This window comes from Tepidimonas fonticaldi (assembly GCF_007556755.1).
Classification (GTDB): domain Bacteria; phylum Pseudomonadota; class Gammaproteobacteria; order Burkholderiales; family Burkholderiaceae_C; genus Tepidimonas; species Tepidimonas fonticaldi.
The window spans coordinates 1-23,939 of the sequence record NZ_VJOO01000025.1 but is presented as its reverse complement, the minus strand read 5'-3'; the positions used below and the strand labels follow the sequence as shown (position 1 = coordinate 23,939).

The following is a 23,939-nucleotide window of genomic DNA, read 5'->3' as shown; positions in this document are numbered from 1 at the left end:
GGACGCCCATGACCTCTCCCCTCGAAGGCCGCCTCGTCGTCGCCATTTCCTCCCGCGCGCTGTTCGACTTCGAGGCCGAAAACCGCGTCTTTGAGGAGGGCGACGACCGCGCCTACATGCAACTGCAACTGCAGCGGCTGGACCAGCCGGCCGCGCCGGGCGTGGCGTTTTCGCTGGTGCGCAAGCTGCTGGGCTTCAACGACGCGCGGGCGCAGCGGGTGGAGGTGGTCATCCTGTCGCGCAACGATCCGGTGTCGGGCATGCGGGTGTTTCGCTCCGCCACGCACTACGGGCTGCCCATCCAACGCGGTGTATTCACGCGCGGCGCGCCGCCGTGGCGCTACCTGCGCCCGCTGCGGGCCAACCTGTTCCTGTCGGCCAACCTGGACGATGTGCGCGCGGCGCTGGACGCGGGCGTGCCCGCCGCGCAGGTGTATCCGCACGCACAGCGCGCGTCGGAGGCGCACCCGCACGAGGTGCGCATCGCCTTCGACGGCGACGCGGTGCTGTTTTCCGACGAGGCGGAGCGGGTGTTTCAGGCCCAGGGCTTGGACGCTTTTCAGGCGCACGAAAGCGCCAAGGCCACGCAGCCGCTGCCGGGCGGGCCGTTCAAGCCGCTGCTGCAAGCGCTGCACCGGCTGCAGCAGGAGGGCACCGACACCATGCGCATCCGCACGGCGCTGGTCACGGCGCGCAGTGCCCCGGCGCACGAGCGCGCCATCCGCACGCTGATGGATTGGCACATCGAGGTGGACGAGGCACTGTTTCTGGGCGGCTTGCCCAAGGGCGAATTCCTGCGCGAGTTCGAGCCGGACTTCTTCTTCGACGACCAGACGCGCCATGTGCACAGCGCCGCCGAGCATGTGCCGGCCGGTCATGTGGCCGCGGGCGTGGCGGGCGGCATCGCGGTGGGATAATGCCCGCATGATCACCTCGGTTCTGGCCATTGCCGCCGGTGCCAGCGTGGGGGCCCTTGTGCGCTGGAGGCTGGGGCTCGCGCTCAATGCCGTGCTGCCGCACCTGCCGCTGGGCACGTTGACCGCCAACTGGATCGGCGGCTATGCCATCGGGGTGGTGGCGGCGTTTTTTCTGCACCACCCGGACATCGCGCCGGCGTGGCGGCTGTTCGCCGTCACGGGCCTGCTCGGCGGGTTGACGACGTTTTCCAGCTTCTCCATCGAAATGACCTCGCTGCTGCAGGACGGCAAGCTGCTGTGGGGGCTGGCCGGCATCGGCCTGCACGTGGGGGGATCGCTGGTGCTGACGGCGCTGGGCATGGCCACCTACGCCTGGTGGCGCGCCGTGTGACCAGACCCGCCCCGACCTTCGCCCGTTTTTCGCGATGACGACCTCCTCCCCCTCCCCCGACCCGCTGGCCCAGCGCTTCGTGCAGTTTGCGCTGGAAGCCGGCGTGCTGCGCTTTGGTGAGTTCAAGACCAAGGCCGGGCGCCTGAGCCCCTACTTCTTCAACGCCGGCTTGTTCGACGACGGTGCCAAGCTCGGGCGGCTGGCGGAGTATTACGCCGAGCGCATTCTGGCCAGCGGCGTGGCGTTCGACATGATCTTCGGCCCCGCCTACAAAGGCATTCCGCTGGCCGCGGCGGTGGCGGTGGAACTGGCGCGGCGCGGCCACAACAAGCCCTTTGCCTTCAACCGCAAAGAGGCCAAAGACCACGGCGAGGGCGGCACGCTGGTCGGCGCCCCGCTGCGCGGGCGGGTGCTCATCATCGACGATGTGATGAGCGCGGGCACCGCGGCGCGCGAGTCGATCGCACTCATCCGTGGCGCGGGCGCCACACCGCACGCCATGGCGATCGCGCTGGACCGGCAGGAGATGGCCACCGAGGTCGGCCCCGATGGCACCGTGCGCGACGTGCCCTACAGCGCCGTGCAGTATGTCCAGCGCGAGCTGGGCCTGGCGGTGTGCGCCATTGCCAAGTTGGACGATTTGCTCCAATATCTGCTGCAGCAGGACGACTCTGCCGTGCGGGCCCACCGCGAACGGGTACAGGCCTACCGCGCGCGATACGGCGTGGCGTGATCCGGCGCGCCGTCGGCGGGATCGGCCCCTTTCACCCGTTTGCACAAAGATAACGGGGTAGCACCCCGCCCGCCGATCATGCCCATGCCCCGTCCGCCCTGCCCGGTCCGCGTCCGCGCCCCCCACGGTTGGTTGATCGCCGGGGCCGTGGCGTTGGGGGTGCCGTGCGAAGCAGGGGCGCAAAGCACCGCGCCCCGGCCCGCCTCCGGGGCCATTTACACCTGCATCGACGCACAGGGCCGGCTGCTGTCGTCGGACCGGCCGATTGCCGAGTGCCGCGACCGCGTGCAACGGGAGCTGACCCCGACCGGCACGGTGCGGCGGGTCATCCCGCCCCCGCCCACGCCCGAGGAGCGCGAGCGCGAGGCCGCGCGTCAGCGCAGCGAGGCCGAGGCCGCCGCACGCGCGGCGGAAGAACGCCGGCGCGAACAACTGCTGCTGGCGCGCTACCCGGACGAAGCCACGCACCAACGTGCCCGCGCCGCCGCCTTGCAGCAGGTGCAGGCCGTCATCGACAGCGCCCGGCAGCACACCGCGCAGCTCGAGCGCGAAAAACAGCGGCTGGACGAGGAACTGGAGTTCTACCGCCGCGACCCGGCGAGCGCACCGCCGGCGCTCAAGCAGCGCATGGCGCAAAACGCCGAGCAGCGGCAACTGCAGGCGCAGTTTCTGGCCGATCAGGAGCGCGAGAAGACCCGCATCGAAGAACGCTACGACGCCGAGCTGCGCACCCTGCGCCGGCTGTGGGCCGCCCCCGATGCAGGCCCCTCTGCGCCCGCCGCGAGCGGGCCGGCGCAGGGGCCCGCCCCCACCCCTATCCGCTGATCCCCGCTCGGCACCGTCGGCCGCCGCCCGGCGTCACCCCAGCGCGCGCTTGAGCAGTTCGTTGACCTGCTGCGGATTGGCCTTGCCCTGGGTGGCTTTCATCACCTGCCCGACCAGCGCGTTGAAGGCCCTGTCCTTGCCGGCGCGGTATTCGGCCACGTTCTTCTCGTTGGCGGCGATCACCTGGGCAATGATCGCCTCCAACGCGCCGGTGTCGTTCATCTGCCGCAGGCCCTTGGCCGCAATGACCGCATCCACCCGGGCCAGCGCCGCCGATCCATCTTGCACGCCCACCGGCTCGGCCCAGAGCGCATCGAACACCTGCTTGGCCGCATTGTTGGACACCGTGCCGTCGCTGACGCGCTGCAGCAGCGCCCCCAGCAGCACCGGCGCCACCGGACAGGCCTCGATGCCGATCTCCGCCGCGTTGAGCCGGCGCGAGACCTCGCCCATGATCCAGTTGCTCGCGGCCTTGGGCGCGGCGCCGGCGCGCACCGTGGCTTCGAAGTAGGCCGCCATGGCCGGGCTCTGGGTCAGGGTGGTGGCATCGTAGTCAGGCAGGCCGTGTTCGCGCACCAGGCGCTCGGCCATCGCCCGCGGCAGCTCGGGCATCTCGGACTGCACACGGGCCACCCAGTCGGCAGGGATCACCAGGGGCGGCAGGTCCGGGTCGGGGAAGTAGCGGTAGTCGGCCGCATCCTCCTTGGTGCGCATGGCGCGCGTCTCGCCCGTGTCGGGGTCGAACAGCACCGTCGCCTGCTCGATGGCATGGCCATCCTCCAGCTGCTCGATCTGCCAGCGCACCTCGTAGTCGATGGCCTGCTGCATGAACTTGAAGCTGTTGAGGTTCTTGATCTCGCGCCGCGTACCCAGCGGCTGGCCGGGCTTGCGCACGGACACGTTGGCGTCGCAGCGGAACGACCCCTCCTGCATGTTGCCGTCGCAGATGCCGATCCAGGTGACGATTTTGTGCAGCTCTTTGGCGTAGGCCACGGCCTCGGCGCTGGAGCGGATGTCCGGCTCGGTCACGATCTCCAGCAGCGGCGTGCCGGCGCGGTTGAGGTCGATGCCGCTCATGCCGTGGAAGTCCTCGTGCAGCGACTTGCCCGCGTCCTCCTCCAGGTGGGCGCGCACCAGGCGCACGGTGCGCAGCTCGTCGCCCAGGTAGAACTGGATCGCCCCGCCCTGCACCACGGGGATCTCGTACTGGCTGATCTGGTAGCCCTTGGGCAGGTCCGGGTAAAAGTAGTTTTTGCGCGCGAACACGCTGCGCGGCGCCACATGCGCCCCGACCGCCAGGCCGAAGCGGATCGCGCACTCGACGGCGGCGCGGTTCATGACCGGCAGCGTGCCCGGCAGCGCCAGATCGACGGCGCAGGCCTGGGTGTTGGGCGCGGCGCCAAAGGCCGTGGCGGCGCGGCTGAAGATTTTGCTGCGCGTGGCGAGCTGGGCATGGGTCTCGAAGCCGATGACGACCTCGTAGCCCTGGACGAGAAACGATGCGCTGGTCATGGATCAGGCCTGACGCGAGAGGGTGACGCTGGCCGGGGCACGGGTGTGCCAGTCGGTCGCGCGCTGGAACTGATGGGCCGCGTGCAGCAGGCGCGACTCGGCCAGGTGCGGCCCGATGAGCTGCAGGCCCACCGGCAAACCGCCCGCGCCAAAGCCGGCCGGCACGCTCATGCCCGGCAACCCCGCCAGCGACGCCGGCAGGGTATAGATGTCGGCCAGATAGGCCGACAGCGGATCGTCCGCCTTGTCGCCGATGGCCCAGGCGACGGTGGGCGCCACCGGCCCGGCGATCAGGTCGCATTGCTCGAACGCGCGCAGAAAGTCCTCCGCGATCAGGCGGCGGATCTGCTGCGCCTTGAGGTAGTAGGCGTCGTAGTAGCCGTGGGAGAGCACATAGGTGCCGATGAGGATGCGGCGCTGCACCTCGGCCCCGAACCCCTCGCTGCGCGAGCGGCGGTACATGTCGAGCAAATCGGTGTACTCGGCCGCGCGGTGGCCATAGCGCACCCCGTCGTAGCGGCCGAGGTTGGAGCTGGCCTCGGCCGGGGCGATGATGTAGTAGGCCGGGATGGCCAGTTCGGTGCGCGGCAGGCTGACGTCCACCAGCGTCGCGCCCAGGCGCTCGAACTCCGCCAGCGCGGCGCGCACGGCGGCCTGTACATCGGCGCTGCAACCGGCACCAAAAAACTCCGTCGGCAGGCCGATGCGCAACCCCTGCAGCGGGCGGCCCGCGCTGGCCCCGGGCAGCGGCTCGTCCAGCCCACGGGTGTAGTCCTCGGCCGGGCGATCCAGGCTGGTGGAGTCGCGGTCCGGGTCGGGCCCGGCCATGGCCGACAGCAGCAGCGCACAGTCCAGCGCCGAGCGCGCGATCGGCCCGGCCTGATCCAGGCTGGAGGCATAGGCCACCATGCCGTAGCGCGAGCAGCGGCCGTAGGTCGGCTTGATACCGGTGACGCCGCAAAATGCGGCCGGCTGGCGGATCGAGCCGCCCGTGTCCGTGCCCGTCGCACCCGGCACCAGCCGCGCGGCCACCGCGGCGGCCGAACCGCCGGACGATCCCCCCGGCACGCGCGCGGGATCCCAGGGGTTGCGCGCCGGGCCGAACGCGGAATTGTCGTTGCCCGAGCCCATGGCGAACTCGTCGCAGTTGAGCTTGCCCAGCGTCACCGCGCCGGCGCCGGGGTGCCCGTCGGCACCCCCGCCCAGCCGGGCCACCACGGTGGCATCGAACGGGCTGCGGTAGCCGGCCAGCATGCGGCTGCCCGCCGTGGTCGGGAAGTCGCGCGTGACGAAGACGTCCTTGTGCGCGATCGGCACGCCCAGCAGCGGGGTGTGCTCGCCGCGCGCGCGCCGCTCGTCGGCCTGGCGCGCCTGGGCGAGACTGGCCGCCTCGTCCACGGCCAGGAAAGCGCCCAGCCCCTCGTGCGCGCGCACGCGCTGCAGCAGCGCCTGGGTGGCCTCGACGCTGGAGACCCGGCCCGCGGCCAGCGCGGCCGCCAGCTCGGCCACGCCCATCTGGTGCAGATCCATGCTCATTCGATCACCCGGGGCACGAGGTACAGGCCGTCCTCGACGGCGGGGGCGCTGGCCTGGTTGGCCTCGCGGCGGTCGGGCTCGCTCACGACGTCGTCGCGCAGCCGCAGCGCCACGTCGGTGAACACCTCCACCGGGTGCGCGAGCGGCACGACGCCCGTGGTGTCCACGGCCTTCATCTGCTCGACGATGTCGAAAAACGCATTGAGCTGGCCAAGCATGCGCTCGGCCGTCGGGCCGTCGAGCGCCAGCCGCGCCAAATGCGCGAGGCGGTCGACATCCTGTAAGGTCAGTGACATGGTGTAACGCGGCGCGTTGGTAAAGCGGGTGAGAAGTGCCTTGCGGTATTATCCCGGGTTTCACGATACGGCCTGCCCGCTTCCTGGCGCCCACCCCTTGCAGGCAGGCTGCACAGGACCTCACACACCATGTTCGAATCCCTGCGTCGGCATTTTTCGACCGACCTTGCCATCGACCTGGGCACGGCCAACACGCTCATCTACGTGCGCGGCAAGGGCATCGTGCTGGACGAGCCCTCCGTCGTGGCCATCCGCCACGAGGGCGGCCCCACCGGCAAAAAGACCATCCAGGCCGTCGGTAAAGCCGCCAAGGCCATGCTGGGCAAAGTACCCGGCAACATCGAGGCCATCCGCCCGATGAAGGACGGCGTCATCGCCGACTTCACCGTCACCGAGCAGATGCTCAAGCAGTTCATCAAGATGGTGCACCCGCGCTCGATGCTCAAGCCGAGCCCGCGCATCATCATCTGCGTGCCGTGCGGCTCCACCCAGGTGGAGCGGCGCGCCATCCGCGAGTCGGCGCTGGGCGCCGGCGCCTCGGAGGTCTACCTGATCGAAGAACCGATGGCCGCGGCCATCGGCGCCGGGCTGCCGGTGGCCGATGCGGCCGGCTCGATGGTGGTGGACATCGGCGGCGGCACCACCGAGGTCGGCGTCATCAGCCTGGGCGGCATGGTCTACAAGGGCAGCGTGCGCGTCGGCGGCGACAAGTTCGACGAGGCCATCATCAACTACATCCGCCGCAACTACGGCATGCTGATCGGCGAGCCGACCGCCGAGTCGATCAAGAAGACCATCGGCAGCGCCTTCCCCGGCTCCGAGGTCAAGGAGATGGAGGTCAAAGGCCGCAACCTCTCCGAGGGCGTGCCGCGCAGCTTCACCATCAGCTCCAACGAGGTGCTGGAGGCGCTGACCGACCCCATCAACAACATCGTCAGCGCCGTCAAGACCGCACTGGAGCAAACCCCGCCGGAGCTGGGCGCCGACATCGCCGACCGCGGCATGATGCTGACCGGCGGCGGTGCGCTGCTGCGCGACCTGGACCGCCTGCTCAACGAGGAGACCGGCCTGCCGGTGTTCGTGGCCGAGGATCCGCTGACCTGTGTGGTGCGCGGCTGCGGCATGGCGCTGGAACAGATGGACCGGCTGGGCCACAGCATCTTCACCAGCGAGTGACGGACCGCTCGCGGCCCCCGTCGCCGACCGCCGCTTAGCCATCCGCCATGCCGCTGGGCACCGTCGACCGCACGCCGCCCCCCTTCTTCAAGCAGGGCACACCGGCTCTGACGAAGCTGCTCGTCCTGAGCGCCCTGGCGGTGCTGCTGATGGTGGTGGACGCCCGGCTGCGCTGGGCGGCCCCCTTGCGCGCGGGGGTGGCGACGGTGCTCTACCCCGTACAATGGCTGGCGCTGCAGCCCGTGCGCGCCGTGCAGTGGGTGGGGCAGCACTTCGCGTCGCTGCAGGCCGCCCAGCGCGATGCCAGCGAGGCGCGCGCGCAGCTCGCGCAGCAGGCCGAGCGCGCCGGCTTGGTGGAACACCTGGCCCAGGAAAACCGCGAGCTGCGGCGGCTGCTCGGTCTGCGCGAACGCGTTTCGCCATCGGCCCAGGGGGCCGAAATCCTGTATGCGTTGCCGGACCCTTATGTGCCCGCGGTGGTGATCGACCGCGGGGCGCTGCAGGGCGTGCGCGAAGGGGCGCCGGTGATGGACGGCTTTGGCGTGCTGGGGCAGGTCACGCGCGTCTACCCCGGCACCAGCGAGGTGACGCTGCTGGCCCACCGCCAGCTCGCCATCCCCGTGCTCAACACCCGCACCGGCGAGCGCTATCTGGCCTACGGCAACGGCAGCCGCGACGAGCCCGGGCTGAGCCTGCGCTTCGTGCCGGTGCAGACGGCCACCCGAGCCGGCGACGCGCTGGTGACCAGCGGCATCGATGGCCTGTATCCGCCGGGGCTGCCGGTGGCGACCGTCAGCACGGTCAGCGCCGAAGGGCGCGAGGGCTTTGCCCAGGTGCTGGCCCAGCCCGCCGCCCGCATGCGCGACGCGCTGCACGTGCTGGTGCTGCAGCCGGCGCAGGGGGATGCGCCGGCCCCGACGACGGAGCGCCGCCCATGATCCTGCCGCGCGGACAGGCGCTGCTGCTGCCGGCCAACCCGGTCTTCATCTGGGGATCGCTGGCTGCGGCGTTTTTGCTGCAGGTGCTGCAGGGGCAGCTCACGGCCGCGGCGTGGCTGCCGGACTGGGTGGCGCTGGTGCTGGTGTTTTGGACCATCCACCAGCCGCTTCGCATCGGCGTGGGCGTGGCGTTCGTCGCCGGGCTGTGCGTGGATGTGCACCAGGGGGTATTGCTGGGCCAGCATGCGCTGGCCTACACCGCCATGGGCTATCTGGCCGTGACGCTGCACCGGCGGGTGCTGTGGTTCGACCTGCGCGGCCAGACGCTGCATGTGCTGCCGCTGTTTGCGGTGGCGTTTGGTTTGCAGGCGCTGGTGCGGCTGCTCGCCGGCCACGGCGATCCCCCCGCGCTGGCCTGGATCGCCCCGCTGCTGACGGCCGCGTTGTGGATGCCCGCGACCTGGATCCTGCTGGCCCCGCAGCGTCGCGCGCACGACCCGGACGAGACCCGTCCCCTCTGACCACCCTCACCCCCTGCCAGCGGCGATGACCGAGTACCAAGACGCCGATATCCGCATCGCGCGCTTTCGCTGGCGCGCGTGGGTGGCGCTGGCGGCGGTGGTGGGGGCGTTCGGTCTGCTGGCGCTGCGCGCCTGGCATCTGCAGATCCGCGAGCACGAACGCTACGCCGCCCAGGCCGAGGGCAACCGCACGGCGGTGCTGCCCATCCCCCCCCCGCGCGGGCGCATCGTCGATCGCAACGGCATCGTGCTGGCCGAAAACCTGCCCGTCTATGCGCTGGAGATCGTGCCCGCCCGCACCCCGGATCTGGACGGCACGATCGAGCGCTTGAGCGAATGGGTGTCGATCACGCCGCGCGACGTGCAGCGCTTTCGCCGCCTGCTCGCGGAGTCCAAGCGCTTCGATTCCATCCCGCTCAAAACCCGCCTGAGCGAGGAGGAGATGGCCCGGGTCGCCGCCCGTCTGTGGCTGCTGCCCGGGGTGGAAATCCAGGCCCGGCAACTGCGGCGCTACCCGCTGGGCCCGACGGCGGCGCATGTGCTGGGCTACATCGGCCGCATCAGCCAGCGCGACCGCGAGGCGATGGACGACTGGCCCGAGGACAAGGTGGCGAACTACCGCGGCAGCACGCACATCGGCAAGCTGGGCGTGGAGCTGGCGCAGGAAGACCGGCTGCACGGCCGCACGGGGTTCGAGCGGGTGGAGACCTCCGCCTCGGGGCGGGCCGTGCGCCGCCTGGACGTGACCCCGCCCCAGGCGGGCGAGACCGTGCGGCTGTCCATCGACGTGCGCCTGCAGCACCTGATCGAGCGGCTGTACGGCGAGCGCCGCGGGGCGCTGGTGGCGCTGGACACCCAGACCGGCGAGGTGCTGGCCCTGGTCAGCATGCCCAGCTTCGACCCCAACCTGTTCGTCGATGGCATCGACGTCGACAACTGGCGGGCGCTCAACGAATCGCTGGATCGCCCGCTGCTCAACCGGGCGCTGCGCGGCACCTATCCGCCCGGCTCCACCTACAAGCCGTTCATGGCGTTGGCGGCGCTGGAGCTGGGCCTGCGCACGCCGCAGACCGCGATTCACGACCCCGGCTACTGGATGCTGGGCAGCCACCGCTTCCGCAGCCACGGCGAGCACGCGCTGGGCATGGTGGACCTGCGGCGCAGCATCGTCCTGTCCAGCAACGTCTACTACTACACGCTGGCGCACGAAATGGGCGTGCAAGCCATCCACGACTTCATGGCGCCGTTGGGCTTTGGGCAGCTCACGGGCATCGACCTGCCTGGCGAGGTGCGCGGCATCCTGCCCAGCCCGGCGTGGAAGCGCGCCACCTACCGCACGCCCGAGCAGCAGCGCTGGCACCCGGGCGAGACGATCTCGCTGGGCATCGGCCAGGGCTACAACAGCTTCACCATGATGCAGCTCGCCACCGCCATGGCCGCGCTGGCCAGCGGGGGGACGCGGCAGACGCCGCACGTCGTGCTGGAGACGCTCGCCCCCGGACCGGACGGGGGCGTGACCTCGTCGCGGGTGCAGCCGCCGGGCCGGCCGCTGGGCTACCGGCCCGCGCATGTGCAGACCGTGCTGGACGCCATGGCCGCCGTGACCACCGAGGGCACGTCGGCGCGGGTATTCGCCGGCGCGCCGTACCGCAGCGGCGGCAAGACGGGCACGGCACAGGCCGTTACCATCGGCCAGCGCGAGAAGTACGACGCCCGCCGGCTCGCCGAATTCCAGCGCGACCACTCGCTCTATGTCGCGTTCGCGCCGGCCGAAGCGCCGCGGGTGGCGCTTGCCGCCATCGTGGAAAACGCTGGCTTTGGCGCGACCCACGCCGCCCCCATCGCGCGCCGGGTCTTCGACTACCTGCTGCTGGGCCTGTACCCGAGCGAGGAGGACATCGCAGCCACGCAGCGGGGCCAGAGCGCCGCGCCCATCGGCGTGCCGCGCCGCATCCAGGACGTGCCCTGGCCGCCCGCGGATCAGGGCGCGGCGCCGTAAGCGTCCCAGGTGGTTTTGGCAATCAGGACGGCGACCACGGTGATGAACACCCCGCGCACGAAGCCCGTGCCGTGCTTGAGCGCCAGCCGCGTCCCCAGCAGGCTGCCGGCCACGTTGGCGACGGCCATGGCCAGGCCGTAGTGCCACCAGACGTGTCCCTTCCAGGCAAAGAGCGCCACCGCCGCCACGTTGGACGTGGTGTTGAGCAGCTTGGCCGAGGCGCTGGCGCTCAAAAAATCGTAACCCAGCCAGCGCACGAACAAAAACACGAAGAAGCTGCCCGTGCCCGGGCCGAAGAAGCCGTCATAGAACCCGATGGTGCCGCCCACCGCACACGCGGCCAGCGTCTCGGCCCGGCCGGCGTAGCGGGGCCGGTGGTGCAGGCCCAAATCCTTTTTGGCCAGGGTGTAGAGCAGCACGGCCCCCAGGATGAAGGGCAAGGCCCGCCGCAGCAGCTCCGCCGAGACCTGCGTCACCACCCACGCGCCCAGCCAGGCGCAGACCAGGCACACCACCGCCGCGGGCAGCAGGGCCGACCAGCGCATCTGCACCCGCCGCGCATAACGCCACGTGGCGGTCACCGTGCCCCAGACCGAGGCGCTTTTGTTGGTGCCCAGCAAGGTCGCCGGCGGCGCGTGCGGAAACACCGCAAACAGCGCCGGCACCAGAATCAGCCCGCCGCCGCCCACGATGGAATCCACAAAGCCAGCCAGCAGCGAGGCGCTCGTCAAGATCAGCCATTCCATCCCCCCGATTGTCGCCGGCAGCCCCCGCTGCCCCCTGTCGCGCACACCATCGCACCGACAAAAAAGGCCCGGGTGCCTGCGGCAGCCCGGGCCCAACCCCCAGAGACGATGGGTGTCTGGCGAGACGAAACCGATCAGCGGTTGTAGGCCGACTCGCCGTGGCTGGTGATGTCCAGACCCTCGCGCTCTTCCTCTTCGGTGACGCGCAGGCCCAGGATCATGTCCACGATCTTGTAGGCGATCACGGCCACGACCGACGACCACACCATCGTGATGATCACGCCTTCGGCCTGCACCCAGAGCTGGTGCGCGATGCTGAAGTCCTCGGCCCCGGTGCCGCCCAGGCCCGGCGCGGCAAACACCCCGGTCAGCAGCGCGCCGACGATACCGCCCACGCCGTGCACGCCGAACACGTCCAGCGAATCGTCCGCGCCCAGCATCTTCTTGAGGCCCGTCACGCCCCACAGGCACAGGAAGCCCGCGGCCAGACCGATCACGATGGCACCCATCGGGCCCACCGAGCCGCACGCCGGCGTGATCGCCACCAGGCCCGCCACCGCGCCGGAGGCCGCGCCCAGCATCGAGGCCTTGCCCTTCAGCAGCGCCTCTCCGATCGCCCAGGCCAGCACCGCCGCCGCCGTGGCCAGCAGCGTGTTGAGGAAAGCCAGCGCGGCCCCCGCGGTGGACTCCAGGTTGGAGCCGGCGTTGAAGCCGAACCAGCCCACCCACAGCAACGACGCGCCCACCATCGTCAGCGTCAGGCTGTGCGGGGGCATCGCTTCACGCCCGTAGCCGATGCGCTTGCCCAGCATGTAGGCGCCCACCAGACCGGCCATCGCGGCGTTGATGTGCACCACGGTGCCACCGGCGAAGTCCAGCGCGCCCTTGCCCAGCAGGTAGCCGCCCGGCCCCCACACCATGTGCGCGATCGGCAGGTAGCTGAACGTGAACCAGATGGCGCTGAACAGCAGCACCGCGCCAAACTTGATGCGCTCGGCAAACGAGCCCACGATCAGCGCGCAGGTGATGCCCGCGAACGTGGCCTGGAACGCGACGAAGATCAGCTCGGGGATCTTGACGTTCTCGGTGAAGGTGTCGGCCAGCGACGCCGTCGTCACCCCTTTGAGGAACACCTTGTCCAGACTGCCGATGATGGCCCCCTCGCCGCCGAACGCCAGGCTGTAGCCATAGAACGCCCACAGCACCGTGATCAGCGAGAACACCATCAGCACCTGCATCAGCACCGACAGCATGTTCTTGCTGCGCACCAAGCCGCCGTAGAACAGCGCCAGGCCCGGGATCACCATCATGATGACCAGCAAGGTCGAGGTCATCATCCAGGCCACGTCGCCCTTGTCCACCGTCGGCGCGGCGGGGGCCGCGGGCGCCGCCTCGGCCGCGGCGGGGGCCGCTTCCGCAGCCGCCGGTGCGGCGGCCGCGCCATCGGCCGGCGCGGCCTGGGTGGCCACCGGCGCATCTTTGGGCGCCTCGGCCGTTTGGGCCAGCGCAGCGCCGCCCCACATCAGTCCGAGGCCTAGACACAGGCTCATCAGCAGTTTTTTCATGGGAATCCCCTTGAGGCTTTGGGAACGTGAGGGTTCGGTGGAATCAGAGGGCGTCGGCGCCGGTCTCGCCGGTGCGGATGCGGATGACCTGCTCGATCGGGAAGACGAAAATCTTGCCGTCGCCGATCTTGCCGGTGCGGGCGGCCCCTTCGATGGCCTCCACCACCCGATCGACGAGGGTGTCGGCCACGGCCGCCTCGACCTTGACCTTGGGCAGAAAGTCGACCACGTACTCCGCGCCGCGGTACAGCTCGGTGTGGCCCTTTTGGCGACCGAAGCCCTTGACCTCGGTGACGGTGATGCCCTGCACGCCGATGGCCGAGAGCGCCTCGCGCACCTCGTCCAGCTTGAAGGGCTTGATGATGGCGGTGACCAGTTTCATGGCAGTCCTTTCCTTGGGGTTGCTCGCCTTGCTGCTTGGCTCCGCAACCCGTCAAGCACAAGCCGTGCCAACCACCGAACGCCCGCCGGTCACCGGTGCCGTGGCATCATGTCGGTGAGCAGCGATCGAACGGACAGGGAGGACGACCGACCATGGGTTTGTGCGTGGTGCGCAGCCGCACCCTCGTGGGGCTTGCGGCGCAGCCGGTGCATGTCGAGGTGCATCTGGCCAATGGCCTGCCCAGCTTCACCCTCGTGGGGCTGGCCGACACCGAGGTCAAAGAGGCGCGCGAGCGCGTACGCTCCGCCATCCAGAACAGCGGGCTGGAGTGGCCCTCCTCCCGGCGCATCACGGTCAACCTGGCGCCGGCCGATCTGCCCAAGGAGTCCGGCCGCCTCGATCTGCCCATCGCCCTGGGCATCCTCGCGGCCAGCGGCCAGCTCGATCCGCAAGCGCTGGCCCACCACGAATTCGCGGGGGAGCTGTCCCTCAGCGGCGCCTTGCGCCCCGTCCGCGGCGCGCTGCCCATGGCACTGGCGCTGCGCACCGAGATGGCCCGTGGCGCCCCGGAGGCCGCGCTGGTCCTGCCCGCGGCGAGTGCGGAGGAGGCCGCGCTCGTCCCCGGGGTGACGGTCTACCGGGTGGAGCATTTGCTCGACGTGGTGCGGCGCTACCCGGCGGCCGGCACCCCCGCGGGGGACGGCACCGGGTTGGGGTGGCAGCGGGCCGCGCCAGGCACCATGTCGGTGCATGACGACGCCCCAGTCCCGGATCTCGCGGACATCAAGGGCCAGGCGGCGGCCCGCCGCGCGCTGGAGATTGCCGCTGCCGGTGGCCACAGCCTGTTGCTGTCCGGCCCGCCGGGGACCGGCAAGTCCATGCTGGCGCACCGGCTGGCGGGCCTGCTGCCGCCGATGAACGACGACGAGGCGCTGGAGACCGCCGCGATCGCCTCGCTGGTGGGGCGGTTTCGGCCCGAGGCCTGGCGCCGCCGCCCGATGGCCGCCCCGCACCACAGCGCCAGCGCCGCGGCACTGGTCGGCGGCGGCTCGCCGCCGCGGCCCGGCGAGATTTCGCTCGCCCACCACGGCGTGCTCTTTCTGGACGAACTGCCGGAGTTTGCGCGCGGTGCGCTCGAAGCCCTGCGCGAGCCGCTGGAAACCGGCACGGTGCGGCTGTCGCGCGCCGCGCGGCAGGTCGAATACCCGGCGCGCTTTCAGCTCGTCGCCGCCATGAACCCCTGCCCCTGCGGCTACCTGGGGTCCACCACCCGCGCCTGCCGCTGCACGCCGGATCAGATTCAGCGCTACCGCAACCGCCTCAGCGGCCCGCTGCTCGACCGCATCGACCTGCAGGTCGAGGTCCCGGCGCTGCCCGCCGACGTGCTGCTGTCCGCGCCCCCGGGCGAGCCGTCGGCCACCGTGCGCGAGCGGGTGCGGGCCGCCCGCGACCGGGCCCACGCGCGCCAGGGCCATCCCAACCACGCCCTGCAGGGCGATGCGCTGCTGCGCCACGCCGCGGCCGACGAGGCCGCCCGCCGGCTGCTGCAACAGGCGGCCGCCCGGCTGGGCTGGTCCGGCCGCGCCACGCACCGCGCACTGCGCGTGGCGCGCACCATCGCAGATTTGGCCGGCTGCCCGCAGGTGGAGCCCGCCCATGTGGCCGAAGCGCTGCAGTACCGTCCCGCCACGGCGGGAATGCCACCATAATCGGCCGCACCGCCTCGACCACGCCGCTGCCCCATGCTTGCCGCCGCCTCGGCCGACCCCGCCCCCCAACCGACTGCCGCCGACGGCAAGCCCCTGCCTCCGCTGCGCTGGCCCACGCCGCCCTACATCGGCTACGGCGGCGCCGACGCGGCCGGCCAGCCCCAGGCCTGCGAGGTGGAAGGCGTCAACGGCCAGACCCGCCCCTGCCTGTTAATCGCGCTGGAGCCCGAGCGCCGCGTCGCGCACATCCAGGTGCCGCCGTCGCGCACGGTGATGCCGCTGCGCTTCGACATGTTCCGCCGCCTGACGCTAACCGAGCCGCTGGCGCCGGTGGAACTGACCGATACCCAACCGCCGGACAGCACCTTCGAGGCCTTGGTGCGCTACCGACCCCGCCTGCCCTACCGCCTGACGCTCGCGGACGGCTCCACGCGCGAGGGAGTCACCATCGGGCAGGTGGAATCGGACGCCGGGGTCTTTCTGTTCGAGCCCATCGACAACGACGACCGCGTGCGGCGGACCTTTCTGCCGCGCGAGGCCTACCGCGAGCTGCATGTCGGCGAGGCCATCGGCCGTGTGCTGGTGGAGCAGCAGGCCCTCACCCCGGAGCAGGTGGAAATCGCCGCCCGCGAACAGGAGGCCATGCGCCAGCGCAAGCTGGGCGACTATCTGGTGATCAAGGAGGTCGTCAAGCCCGAGCAGCTCCTCATGGCGCTAGAGGAACAGCACCGCATGCCGTTGGTGCGCATCGGCGAGGCGCTGACGGCGCTCGGCTTCATCAGCCCAGACCAACTGCAGGAGGCGCTGGAGAAGCAAAAAAAAGAGCGCAGCGTCCCCCTGGGCGAACTGCTGGTGCAAAGCGGCCAGCTCACGCGCGAGCAGTTGCGCATCGCGCTGGCGCGCAAGATGGGTTACCCGGTCGTCGACCTGAAGCAGTTTCCCATCGACGCCGACGCGCTGCGCCGGGTGCCGCTGGCGACCGCGCGCAAGCTGCGCATCGTGCCGCTGCTGTGGCGCGCCGGCACGCTCATCATCGCGGCCGAAGACCCCTCGCGCCGCGCCACCATCGACGAGCTGGAGTTTTTGCTGCAGTGCAAAGTGGTGCCGGTGCTCTCCAGCAGCGCACTCGACAACCGCACCATCAGCGAGGCCTACGCCCGCTTCGGCCTGGACACCGGCGCCCCCCCGGTGGCCGATGCCCCCAGCGGGGCCGAAACGTCCTCCGAACAGCTGCTCGAATCGCTGGAGCTGGGCGCCGAGGACGATGCCGACGCCCAAACCCCGGTCGAGCAGTCCGACAACTCGCTGGTCCGTCTGATCAACACCATCATCATCGAGGCCTACCAGCAGGGGGCGTCGGACATCCACATCGAGACCCACCCCAACCGGCGCAAGGTGCGCATCCGTCTGCGCAAAGACGGGCGCCTGCGCCCCTATATGGAGCTGCCGCACACCTACCGAGCGGCGCTGGTCGCACGCCTCAAGATCATGTGCGACCTCGACATCTCCGAGCGCCGCAAGCCGCAGGACGGCAAGATCGACTTCGCCAAATTCTCGCCGCAGCACCGGCTGGAGCTGCGCGTGGCCACCATCCCCACCTACGGCGGGGCCGAGGACGTGGTGCTGCGCATCCTGACGTCGGCCAAACCCCTGGCCGTGGACGAGCTGGGGCTGACCCGCGAGAACCACGCGCAGCTGCTGCAAGCCGTGCAACGGCCGCACGGCATGGTGCTGTGCGTCGGGCCGACGGGCTCGGGCAAGACCACCACGCTGCACTCGCTGCTGCAGCACATCAACACCCCGGACCGCAAGATCTGGACGGCGGAGGACCCGATCGAAATCGCCAACCCCGACCTGCGCCAGATCCAGATCAACCCGCGCATCGACTGGACGTTTGGCAAGGCGCTGCGGGCGCTGCTGCGGGCCGATCCGGACGTCATCATGGTCGGCGAAATCCGCGACGAGGAAACGGCGCAGATGGCCATCGAGGCCTCGCTGACCGGCCACCTGGTGCTGTCCACCCTGCACACCAACAGCGCGGCGGAAACCGTGGTGCGGCTGCTGGACATGGGTATGGATCCGTTCAACTTTGCCGACTCGCTGGTGGCGGTGCTGGCGCAGCGGCTGGTGCGCCGCCTGTGCCCCCAGTGCATGCGGCGGGAGCCCGCCACGGACACCGAGCTGGAGGAGCTGCTCGAGGACTATCGGCACGCCTTCCCCGAGGATCTGCGCCCCACGGCCGAGGCGGTGCAGGCGGAATGGCGCGTCCACCTAGCGGGGGACGCGATGCCCCAACTGGGCCGCCCCGTGGGCTGCCCCGCGTGCGACCACAGCGGCTACAAGGGGCGCACCGGCATCCACGAGCTGCTGACCATCGACGCAGCCCTGCGCCGCCTGATCCAGACCAAGGCCCCATCCGAGGCACTGCAGCACGCGGCCGTGGCCCAGGGGCACTTTCGCACCTTGCGCCAGGACGGGATCCTGAAGGTGCTGCAGGGCCTCACGACCATCGACGAAATCCGGGCCAGCACGGCGCACTGAGCGGGGGGCCAAACGGGGGGATCAAAGGGTTCCCCCGGGCAGCCCCCAGACCGGGACTCGCGGGTCAGCGCGCCGCCGTGGCCGCAGCATCCGGCGGCGTCCAGCCGCCGCCCAGGGCTTTGAACACCTCCACCGTCGCCGCGAGCTGCGCCCGGCGGTTGGACAGCACCTGCAGCTGGGCGGCGTTGGCGCTGCGCTGCGCGTCCAGCAGCTCCAAATGGCCCACATAGCCGGCATCGAAGCGCCGGCGCGCCAGGTCCAGCGCCTGATCGGCCGCCCGGGCGGCGGCCAGCACCTCGGGCTCCGACTCGCGCGCCGCGCGCAGATTGGCCAGCGCCTGCGCGACGTCCTTGAACGCCGTCTGCACCGCACCCTGATAGGCGGCCAGCGCCTCGCGCTGGCGGGCCTCGGCCTGCTCCACCCGCGCGCGCCGCAGTCCGGCGTCGAAAATCGGCCAGTCCAGCGCCACCCCCAGCGTCCAGATGCGCGATGCGCCGCGCAGCAGGTCGGACAGCGCCGCGCTCTCGCCCCCCGCCAGCCCGGTCAAGGCAATCGACGGGAACAGCGCGGCCCGGGCGACGTCGATCTGGGCCTGCGCCGCCACGAGCTGCTGCTCGGCCTGGCGCACGTCCGGCCGCCGCTCCAACAAGGCCGAGGGCAGCCCGGCCGGCGGCACGGGCGGCCGCGGCAGGTCGCGCACAGGGGCCGCCTCCAGCACCAGGCCAGGTTCGCCCACCAGCAGCGCCAGTTGGGCCTGGACTTCGGCGCGCTGGCGCTGCAGCTCACTCAACTGAACGGCCACCTCGGCGCGCGCGCCCTCGGCCTGCGCAATCTCCAGCCGGCTGCCCAGCCCATGCTCCAGGCGCAACCGCAGCAGCTGCAGCGACTCGTCGCGGGTGCGCAGGGTCTCGCGCGTCAGGGCGATCTGTTCGTCCAGCGTGCGCAGGGCGAACTCGCCCTGCGCCACCAGCCCCGCGACGGTCTGCCGCACCACCTCCTGCGCGTAGCGGCTGGCCAGCACCTCGGCCCGGGCGGCCTCCGACGCGCGGCGCAGCCGCCCCCAAAAATCCAGCTCGAATCCGGTGGACAACGCCAGCCGCTGCCGATCGACGGTGCTGCCGCCCCCCGCTTGTCCGGTGGTGGCGCTGGTGCGGCTGCGCGTGGCGCTGCCTTGCGCCTCCACCCCGGGCCAACGGGCCGCGTCGGCCTGCATCCCCAGGGCCTCGGCCTGCTCCACCCGGGCCACCGCCTGAAGGATGTCGGCATTGTGGGCCAGCGCGCGCTCGATCAGGTGCGTCAGCCGCTGGTCGCCAAACTGCGTCCACCAATCGGGCGCCACCGTCGCCGCTGCCGGGGTCTGGGCTGGGACCGCATCGTCCAGCACCTGCGGATACTGCGCCGGCAGCGCGATCTGCGGACGCTGGTAGTCGGCGCCGACGGCGCAGCCAGCCAAGGCCCCCGCGACCAGCCAGGCGGCCAACCCAGCACCCGGCCGGACAGCCCCCGGTGCCTTGCGCCCCATGACAGCACCATCCGCCGGTCGGCGCAAGGCGCCAGCGCGCGAGCAAAACGTCGTCATACCGGCAACTCCTCGGTCTCGGCCGGGGTGTGGGTGTGCTGCGGCCGCGGCTTGCGCGCCAGCAACGTGAAGAACAACGGCACGAACACCGGGGCGACGAAGGTCGCCACCAGCATCCCGCCGAACACGCCGGTGCCCATCGACTGGCGTGCCGCCGCGCCGGCCCCCGTGGCCAGCACCAGCGGCACCACGCCCAGCACGAAAGCCAGCGATGTCATGACAATGGGCCGAAACCGCAGCCGCGCCGCTTCCAGCGCGGCATCGGCGGCCTTCTTGCCATGCTCCATGCCCTGCATGGCGAACTCGGCGATCAGGATCGCGTTCTTGGCCGCCAAGCCGATCAGCACCACCAGGCCGATCTGGAAGTAGATGTCGTTTTGCATGCCGCGCAACCACACCGCCAGCAACGCCCCCGTGACGGCGAACGGCACCGCCAGCACCACCGCAAACGGCACCCCCCAGCGCTCGTACAACGCCGACAGGATCAGATACACCATCACCAGCGCAAAGCCAAAGGCGAACACCGACGCGCTGCCGGTGCGCTTTTCCTGGAAGGCCTGCCCGGTCCACTCGGTGCTGTACCCCGGCGGCAGCACCTCGCGCGCCACGGCTTCCACCGCCGCGATCGCCTCGCCGGAGCTGTAGCCCGGCTTGGCATTGCCCATCACCTTGGCGGCGACATAGCCGTTGTAGCGCTCGAGCTGCTCGGCCCCGACGATGGTATCGACCCGGATCAGCGCCTTCAGCGGGATCATCTGCCCGCTCGTTTGCGAACGCACATACAGGCGGCCCAGGTCCTCCGGCCGCGCGCGGTACGGCGCGTCAGCCTGCATCGTCACCCGATAGATGCGCCCGGACCGGTTGAAGTCGTTGACGTAGAGCGAACCCATCTGGGCCTGCAGCGCGGCGAACACCTCGTTGACCGGCACGCCCAGCGCGAGCGCCTTCTCGCGGTCCACCTCCACCCGCAACTGGGGCACTGTCGGGCGAAAGAAGGTTTGCGCCTTGGCCAGCACCGGATGGGCATTGAGCGCGGTGATGAAATCCTGCGTCACCTGCGCCAGCCGCTGGGGGTCCGTCTCGCCACGGGCCTGGACGTACAGCTCGAAGCCGCCGGCCTGCCCCAGCCCCTGGATGCCGGGCGGGTTGAAAGCGAAGGCCAGCCCGTCCTTCAGCGCGAAGCCCATGCCGCTGACCTGTTGCGCGAGCTGCTGCGAGGTCTGCTGGCGCTCCTCCCACCGCTTCATGGGGATGAAGATGGTCGCGGCGTTGCTCTTGGCCCCACCGCCGATCAGGTCGAAGCCGTTGATGATGAAGAAGCTGTCGATGGCCGGGTTCTGCGCGTTCATCAGCCGCAACTGCTCGGTGGACCGCTCGGTGCGCGCCAGCGTGGCGCCGTCGGGCAGCACCACGGCGGCGATGATGTAGCCTTGGTCCTCCTCCGGCACGAAGCTGCCGGGCACACGGGCGAACAGCCAAGCCGCCCCACCCAGCATCAGCGCAAAGCCCAGCAAGGCCAGCACGCGGCGCCGCAGCGCCAGATCCACCGCGCCCAGAAAGCGGTGCGTCAGCCGGTCGAACGCGCGGTTGAACGGCGCAAACAGCCGTTGCAGCCGGGTGTCGCCGTCGAAGTGCGGCTTGAGCAACACCGCACACAGCGCCGGCGTGAGCGTCAGCGCCACCACGCCCGACAGCACCACGGCGATGGCCACCGTCACCGCGAACTGCCGGTACAACTGCCCCGCGATGCCACCCATGAACGCGACCGGAATGAACACCGCGCACAGCACCAGCACGATGCCCACCACGGCGCCCGAGACCTCGCGCATCGCCTCGATGGCGGCGGCCATCGGGCTCATCTTCTCCTCTCGCATCAGGCGCTCGACGTTCTCCAGCACCACGATGGCGTCGTCGACCACGATGCCGATGGCCAGCACCATCGCGAACAGCGTGAGCGTGTTGATGGAGAAGCCGAACAGCCACAAGCCGGCGAAGGTGCCGATCAGCGACACCGGCACGGCGAGCATCGGAATCAGCGTGGCGCGCCAGGTCTGCAGGAAGACGAACACCACGATCAGCACGATCGCCGCCGCCTCCAGCACCGTCTTGACCACCTCGTGGATCGAGGCCGAGACGAAGCGCGTGGTGTCGTAGGGGATGAGGTAGTCCACGTCCTCGGGAAAGCGCTCGCGCTTGAGCTCGGCCATGCGCGCCTTGACGGCGTCACCCACGTCGAGCGCGTTGGCACCTGATTGCAGGAACACACCGATCGCGATCGCCGGCATGCCGTTGACCGTGCTGGACTGGTCGTAACTCTGCGCCCCCAGCTCGATGCGGGCCACGTCCTTCAGGCGCAGCACGCCGTTCGGGCCGGCCGCGCGCACGACGATCTCGCCGAACTCCTCGGGCTGCACCAGCCGCCCCCGTGCGGTGACGGTGTAGACCAGCTCCTGCCCCTTGGGCGCGGGCTCGGCGCCGATCTTGCCGGCCGCGTACTGCGCGTTCTGCGCGTTGATCGCGGCGGCGATGTCGGCCGTCGTCACGCCGAGCTGCGCCATGCGGTCCGGCTGCAACCAGATGCGCATGGAGTAGTCGCGCGCGCCGAAGACGAGCACGTCGGCGGTGCCCTGGATGCGTTTGAGCTCGTCGAGGATGTTCTGTGTTGCGTAGTTGGACAGGAACAGCTCGTCGTAGGTGCGCTTGGGCGAATTCAGCGCGATCACGAGCAGGAAATTCTCGGAACGCTTGGCCACCACGACGCCGTTGCGACGCACCTCGTCGGGCAGCCGGGGCGTGGCCAGCTGCACGCGGTTGTTGACGTTGAAGGTCGCCTTGTCGATGTCGGTGCCGACCTCGAAGGTGGCGGTGATCGTGACCGTGCCGTTCGACGAAGAGGTCGAGTTGAAGTAGAGCAGGTTCTCGACGCCCGAGAGCTGCTCCTCGATCGGCGCGGCCACCGTGCGCGCGAGCGTCTCGGCCGAGGCGCCCGGATAGGTGGCCGTGATGGTCACCGTGGGCGGGACGATCTCCGGGTACTGCGCGATCGGCAGGATGCGCAGGGCCACCAGCCCGGCCAGGACGATGACGATGGACAGCACGGCCGCGAAGATCGGCCGCTCGATGAAGAACTTGGACGACATGCGCGGCTCCCGTTCAGTTGGCCGCCGCGGCCTTGGGCGCCTCGGTCGCCGGTGCCGCCGTGGGAGCGGCGACGGCCGGCTGGGGCGCGACCGGCGCCCCCGGGCGCAGCTTCATCAGGTTGTCCACGATCACCTGGTCCCCATCGGCCAGGCCGCGGTAGATGACCCAGTCCCGGTCCAGCCACGGCCCGGTCTCCACCGGCGCAGGGGCCGCCTTGCCATCGCGCACCACCCACACCATGCGGCCCTGCTCGGTTTGCATGACGGCCGACTGCGGCACCTTGAACGCGTCCACCTGCCCCGCCACGACCTGCGCACGCACGAACTGCCCCGGCAGCACCGCCAGCTCGGGGTTGGCAAACTCGGCCCGCAACTGCACCGTACCCAGACGGGGATCGACGGTGGAGGCCGCGAAATTCAACCGCCCCCCGGTGAGCATGGGCCGGCCATCCGGACCCAGCAAGCGCACGTCGGCACGCCGGGCCTGGCGCAGCCGCGCCAGCTCCCCCTCGGAAAAGGCAAACCGCACCCAGATGGGGTCGGTCTGCGCCACCGTGGTCAGCAGGCTGTCGGTCCCGGCGCTGACCAGCGCGCCGGTGGATTTCTGCGCCCGCCCCGTGACCCCCGTGATCGGCGCGGTCACCGTCGTGTAAGACAGGTTCAGCTCGGCCTCGCGCACGGTGGCCTGGGCCGCGGCCACGGCGGCCTCGGCCAAGCGCAGGGCCGAGACCGCGTCGTCGTACTCGCGCGGGGCAATGGCGCGCTGCTCGGCCAGCGGGGCCAGCCGCTGCGCCTCGCGCCGGGCCTGCTCCAGCTGCGCCTGCCGCTGGGCCCAATTGGCCCGCGCCTGCTGCAGCGCAATTTCGAACGGCGCGCGCTCGATCTGAAACAGCGGCGCCCCGGCGCGCACGCGCTCGCCTTCCTGGTACAGCTTGCGCTCGATCAGCCCGGACACCCGGGCACGCACTTCCACCTCCTGCGAGCCCTCGGCCTGTCCGACGGCCTCCACCGTCACCGGCACGGGCTCGCGCCGCACCACCCGCACGGTCACGGGCATGGCCGGCATAGCGCCGGGTTGCGCGGCCGATGCCGCCTGAGCCGGCGGGGACGCCCCCCGCTCCCCACAAGCGGACAACGCCAACACACCCACCAGCGCCGCCGCGGTGGGCAGAAAAACACGATGCGCAAAGGCCATGATGCCACCGTTGAAAAGCCACGAAACCCCGCCCGGAACCGGGTAAACCCCGGGCCAGGATGACCGCAACCCGAACGGGGAGGGCCGTATCATACATACATTTTTGTATGTAGTCGTCCCTGAAATATTCATAACCTCATGATTTTTCTTGTGTTATTGTCTGTTTGCGAGTACAATTTCCCCCAGAGTTGATGGTCTGATGCGCCGTTTTCTGGGAGTTTTTCGATGTTTGCCTGCC

General features: G+C 70.6%; 19 protein-coding genes. 10 read left to right on the top strand and 9 right to left on the bottom strand.

Annotated elements, in window-relative coordinates; genetic code table 11:
• Nucleotides 1-8: 8 nt before the first annotated feature.
• The 4 genes from Tfont_RS11345 to Tfont_RS11330 all read left to right on the top strand — a co-directional run bounded on the left by Tfont_RS11345 (nt 9) and on the right by Tfont_RS11330 (nt 2,866).
• Nucleotides 9-917, top strand: a complete 909-nt coding sequence (locus tag Tfont_RS11345) for a 5'-nucleotidase (RefSeq protein WP_143969529.1) — start codon at nt 9-11, stop codon at nt 915-917.
• A gap of 7 nt (nt 918-924) precedes the next feature.
• Nucleotides 925-1,308, top strand: a complete 384-nt coding sequence (gene crcB / locus Tfont_RS11340) for a fluoride efflux transporter CrcB (protein ID WP_143969528.1) — start codon at nt 925-927, stop codon at nt 1,306-1,308.
• Nucleotides 1,309-1,342: 34 nt separating this feature from the next.
• Entirely contained in the window at nt 1,343-2,041 is a 699-nt protein-coding gene (gene pyrE / locus Tfont_RS11335; RefSeq protein ID WP_068610574.1) for an orotate phosphoribosyltransferase, read from the top strand.
• A gap of 84 nt (nt 2,042-2,125) precedes the next feature.
• Nucleotides 2,126-2,866, top strand: a complete 741-nt coding sequence (locus Tfont_RS11330) for a DUF4124 domain-containing protein (RefSeq protein ID WP_143969527.1) — start codon at nt 2,126-2,128, stop codon at nt 2,864-2,866.
• Between the two features lie 33 nt (nt 2,867-2,899).
• On the opposite strand, the gene gatB is transcribed toward Tfont_RS11330, so the two are convergent.
• From gatB to gatC, 3 genes are read right to left on the bottom strand one after another with little or no spacing between them, the layout of a single operon-like run.
• Entirely contained in the window at nt 2,900-4,378 is a 1,479-nt protein-coding gene (gene gatB / locus Tfont_RS11325; protein ID WP_068610577.1) for an Asp-tRNA(Asn)/Glu-tRNA(Gln) amidotransferase subunit GatB, read from the bottom strand.
• A gap of 3 nt (nt 4,379-4,381) precedes the next feature.
• Nucleotides 4,382-5,914 (bottom strand): Asp-tRNA(Asn)/Glu-tRNA(Gln) amidotransferase subunit GatA, encoded by a 1,533-nt coding sequence (gene gatA, locus Tfont_RS11320; RefSeq protein WP_068610579.1) that lies wholly within the window; start codon nt 5,912-5,914, stop codon nt 4,382-4,384.
• Nucleotides 5,911-6,210, bottom strand: coding sequence for an Asp-tRNA(Asn)/Glu-tRNA(Gln) amidotransferase subunit GatC (gene gatC, locus Tfont_RS11315; RefSeq protein ID WP_068610581.1), 300 nt, complete (start codon nt 6,208-6,210; stop codon nt 5,911-5,913). Before gatC ends, gatA begins: the two co-directional genes overlap by 4 nt.
• Nucleotides 6,211-6,339: 129 nt before the next feature.
• Between gatC and Tfont_RS11310 the strand changes: the two genes are divergently transcribed.
• From Tfont_RS11310 to mrdA, 4 genes are read left to right on the top strand one after another with little or no spacing between them, the layout of a single operon-like run.
• The gene (locus tag Tfont_RS11310) at nt 6,340-7,386 is read left to right on the top strand and encodes a rod shape-determining protein (protein ID WP_143969526.1); all 1,047 of its coding nucleotides are present in this window, start codon (nt 6,340-6,342) and stop codon (nt 7,384-7,386) included.
• Between the two features lie 47 nt (nt 7,387-7,433).
• Nucleotides 7,434-8,324, top strand: a complete 891-nt coding sequence (gene mreC / locus Tfont_RS11305) for a rod shape-determining protein MreC (RefSeq protein ID WP_143969525.1) — start codon at nt 7,434-7,436, stop codon at nt 8,322-8,324.
• On the top strand, nt 8,321-8,845 hold the full coding sequence (gene mreD / locus Tfont_RS11300; protein WP_068610587.1) for a rod shape-determining protein MreD: 525 nt from the start codon (nt 8,321-8,323) through the stop codon (nt 8,843-8,845). Before mreC ends, mreD begins: the two co-directional genes overlap by 4 nt.
• Nucleotides 8,846-8,870: 25 nt before the next feature.
• On the top strand, nt 8,871-10,844 hold the full coding sequence (mrdA, locus tag Tfont_RS11295) for a penicillin-binding protein 2 (protein ID WP_143969524.1): 1,974 nt from the start codon (nt 8,871-8,873) through the stop codon (nt 10,842-10,844).
• Here the strand turns inward: mrdA and Tfont_RS11290 are convergent.
• From Tfont_RS11290 to Tfont_RS11280, 3 genes are all read right to left on the bottom strand, one after another.
• Complete coding sequence (locus Tfont_RS11290; protein WP_143969523.1) at nt 10,826-11,590, bottom strand: TSUP family transporter; 765 nt, start codon at nt 11,588-11,590, stop codon at nt 10,826-10,828. The two genes, mrdA and Tfont_RS11290, sit on opposite strands and share 19 nt — an antisense overlap.
• 134 nt (nt 11,591-11,724) lie before the next feature.
• Nucleotides 11,725-13,155: an ammonium transporter gene (locus Tfont_RS11285; protein ID WP_143969522.1), complete on the bottom strand. Its 1,431-nt coding sequence runs from the start codon at nt 13,153-13,155 to the stop codon at nt 11,725-11,727.
• A 43-nt stretch (nt 13,156-13,198) separates the two neighbouring features.
• A complete protein-coding gene (locus tag Tfont_RS11280; RefSeq protein ID WP_068610594.1) occupies nt 13,199-13,537 on the bottom strand; it encodes a P-II family nitrogen regulator in 339 nt (112 codons plus the stop codon).
• 152 nt (nt 13,538-13,689) lie between these two features.
• Here Tfont_RS11280 and Tfont_RS11275 point away from each other — a divergent pair, with 152 nt between their 5' ends.
• Nucleotides 13,690-15,246 carry a YifB family Mg chelatase-like AAA ATPase gene (locus Tfont_RS11275; RefSeq protein ID WP_143969521.1) on the top strand — a complete coding sequence of 519 codons (1,557 nt, stop codon included), beginning with the start codon at nt 13,690-13,692 and terminating at the stop codon, nt 15,244-15,246.
• Between the two features lie 33 nt (nt 15,247-15,279).
• Nucleotides 15,280-17,787: a GspE/PulE family protein gene (locus tag Tfont_RS11270; protein WP_260682368.1), complete on the top strand. Its 2,508-nt coding sequence runs from the start codon at nt 15,280-15,282 to the stop codon at nt 17,785-17,787.
• Between the two features lie 64 nt (nt 17,788-17,851).
• Here Tfont_RS11270 and Tfont_RS11265 read toward each other — a convergent pair whose 3' ends face one another.
• The 3 genes from Tfont_RS11265 to Tfont_RS11255 are packed head-to-tail and all read right to left on the bottom strand — an operon-like array spanning nt 17,852 to nt 23,563.
• Nucleotides 17,852-19,309, bottom strand: a complete 1,458-nt coding sequence (locus tag Tfont_RS11265; protein WP_143969520.1) for an efflux transporter outer membrane subunit — start codon at nt 19,307-19,309, stop codon at nt 17,852-17,854.
• Nucleotides 19,310-19,362: 53 nt separating this feature from the next.
• A complete protein-coding gene (locus tag Tfont_RS11260) occupies nt 19,363-22,506 on the bottom strand; it encodes an efflux RND transporter permease subunit (protein ID WP_143969519.1) in 3,144 nt (1,047 codons plus the stop codon).
• Nucleotides 22,507-22,519: 13 nt separating this feature from the next.
• On the bottom strand, nt 22,520-23,563 hold the full coding sequence (locus Tfont_RS11255) for an efflux RND transporter periplasmic adaptor subunit (protein ID WP_260682367.1): 1,044 nt from the start codon (nt 23,561-23,563) through the stop codon (nt 22,520-22,522).
• Nucleotides 23,564-23,939 lie beyond the last annotated feature (376 nt).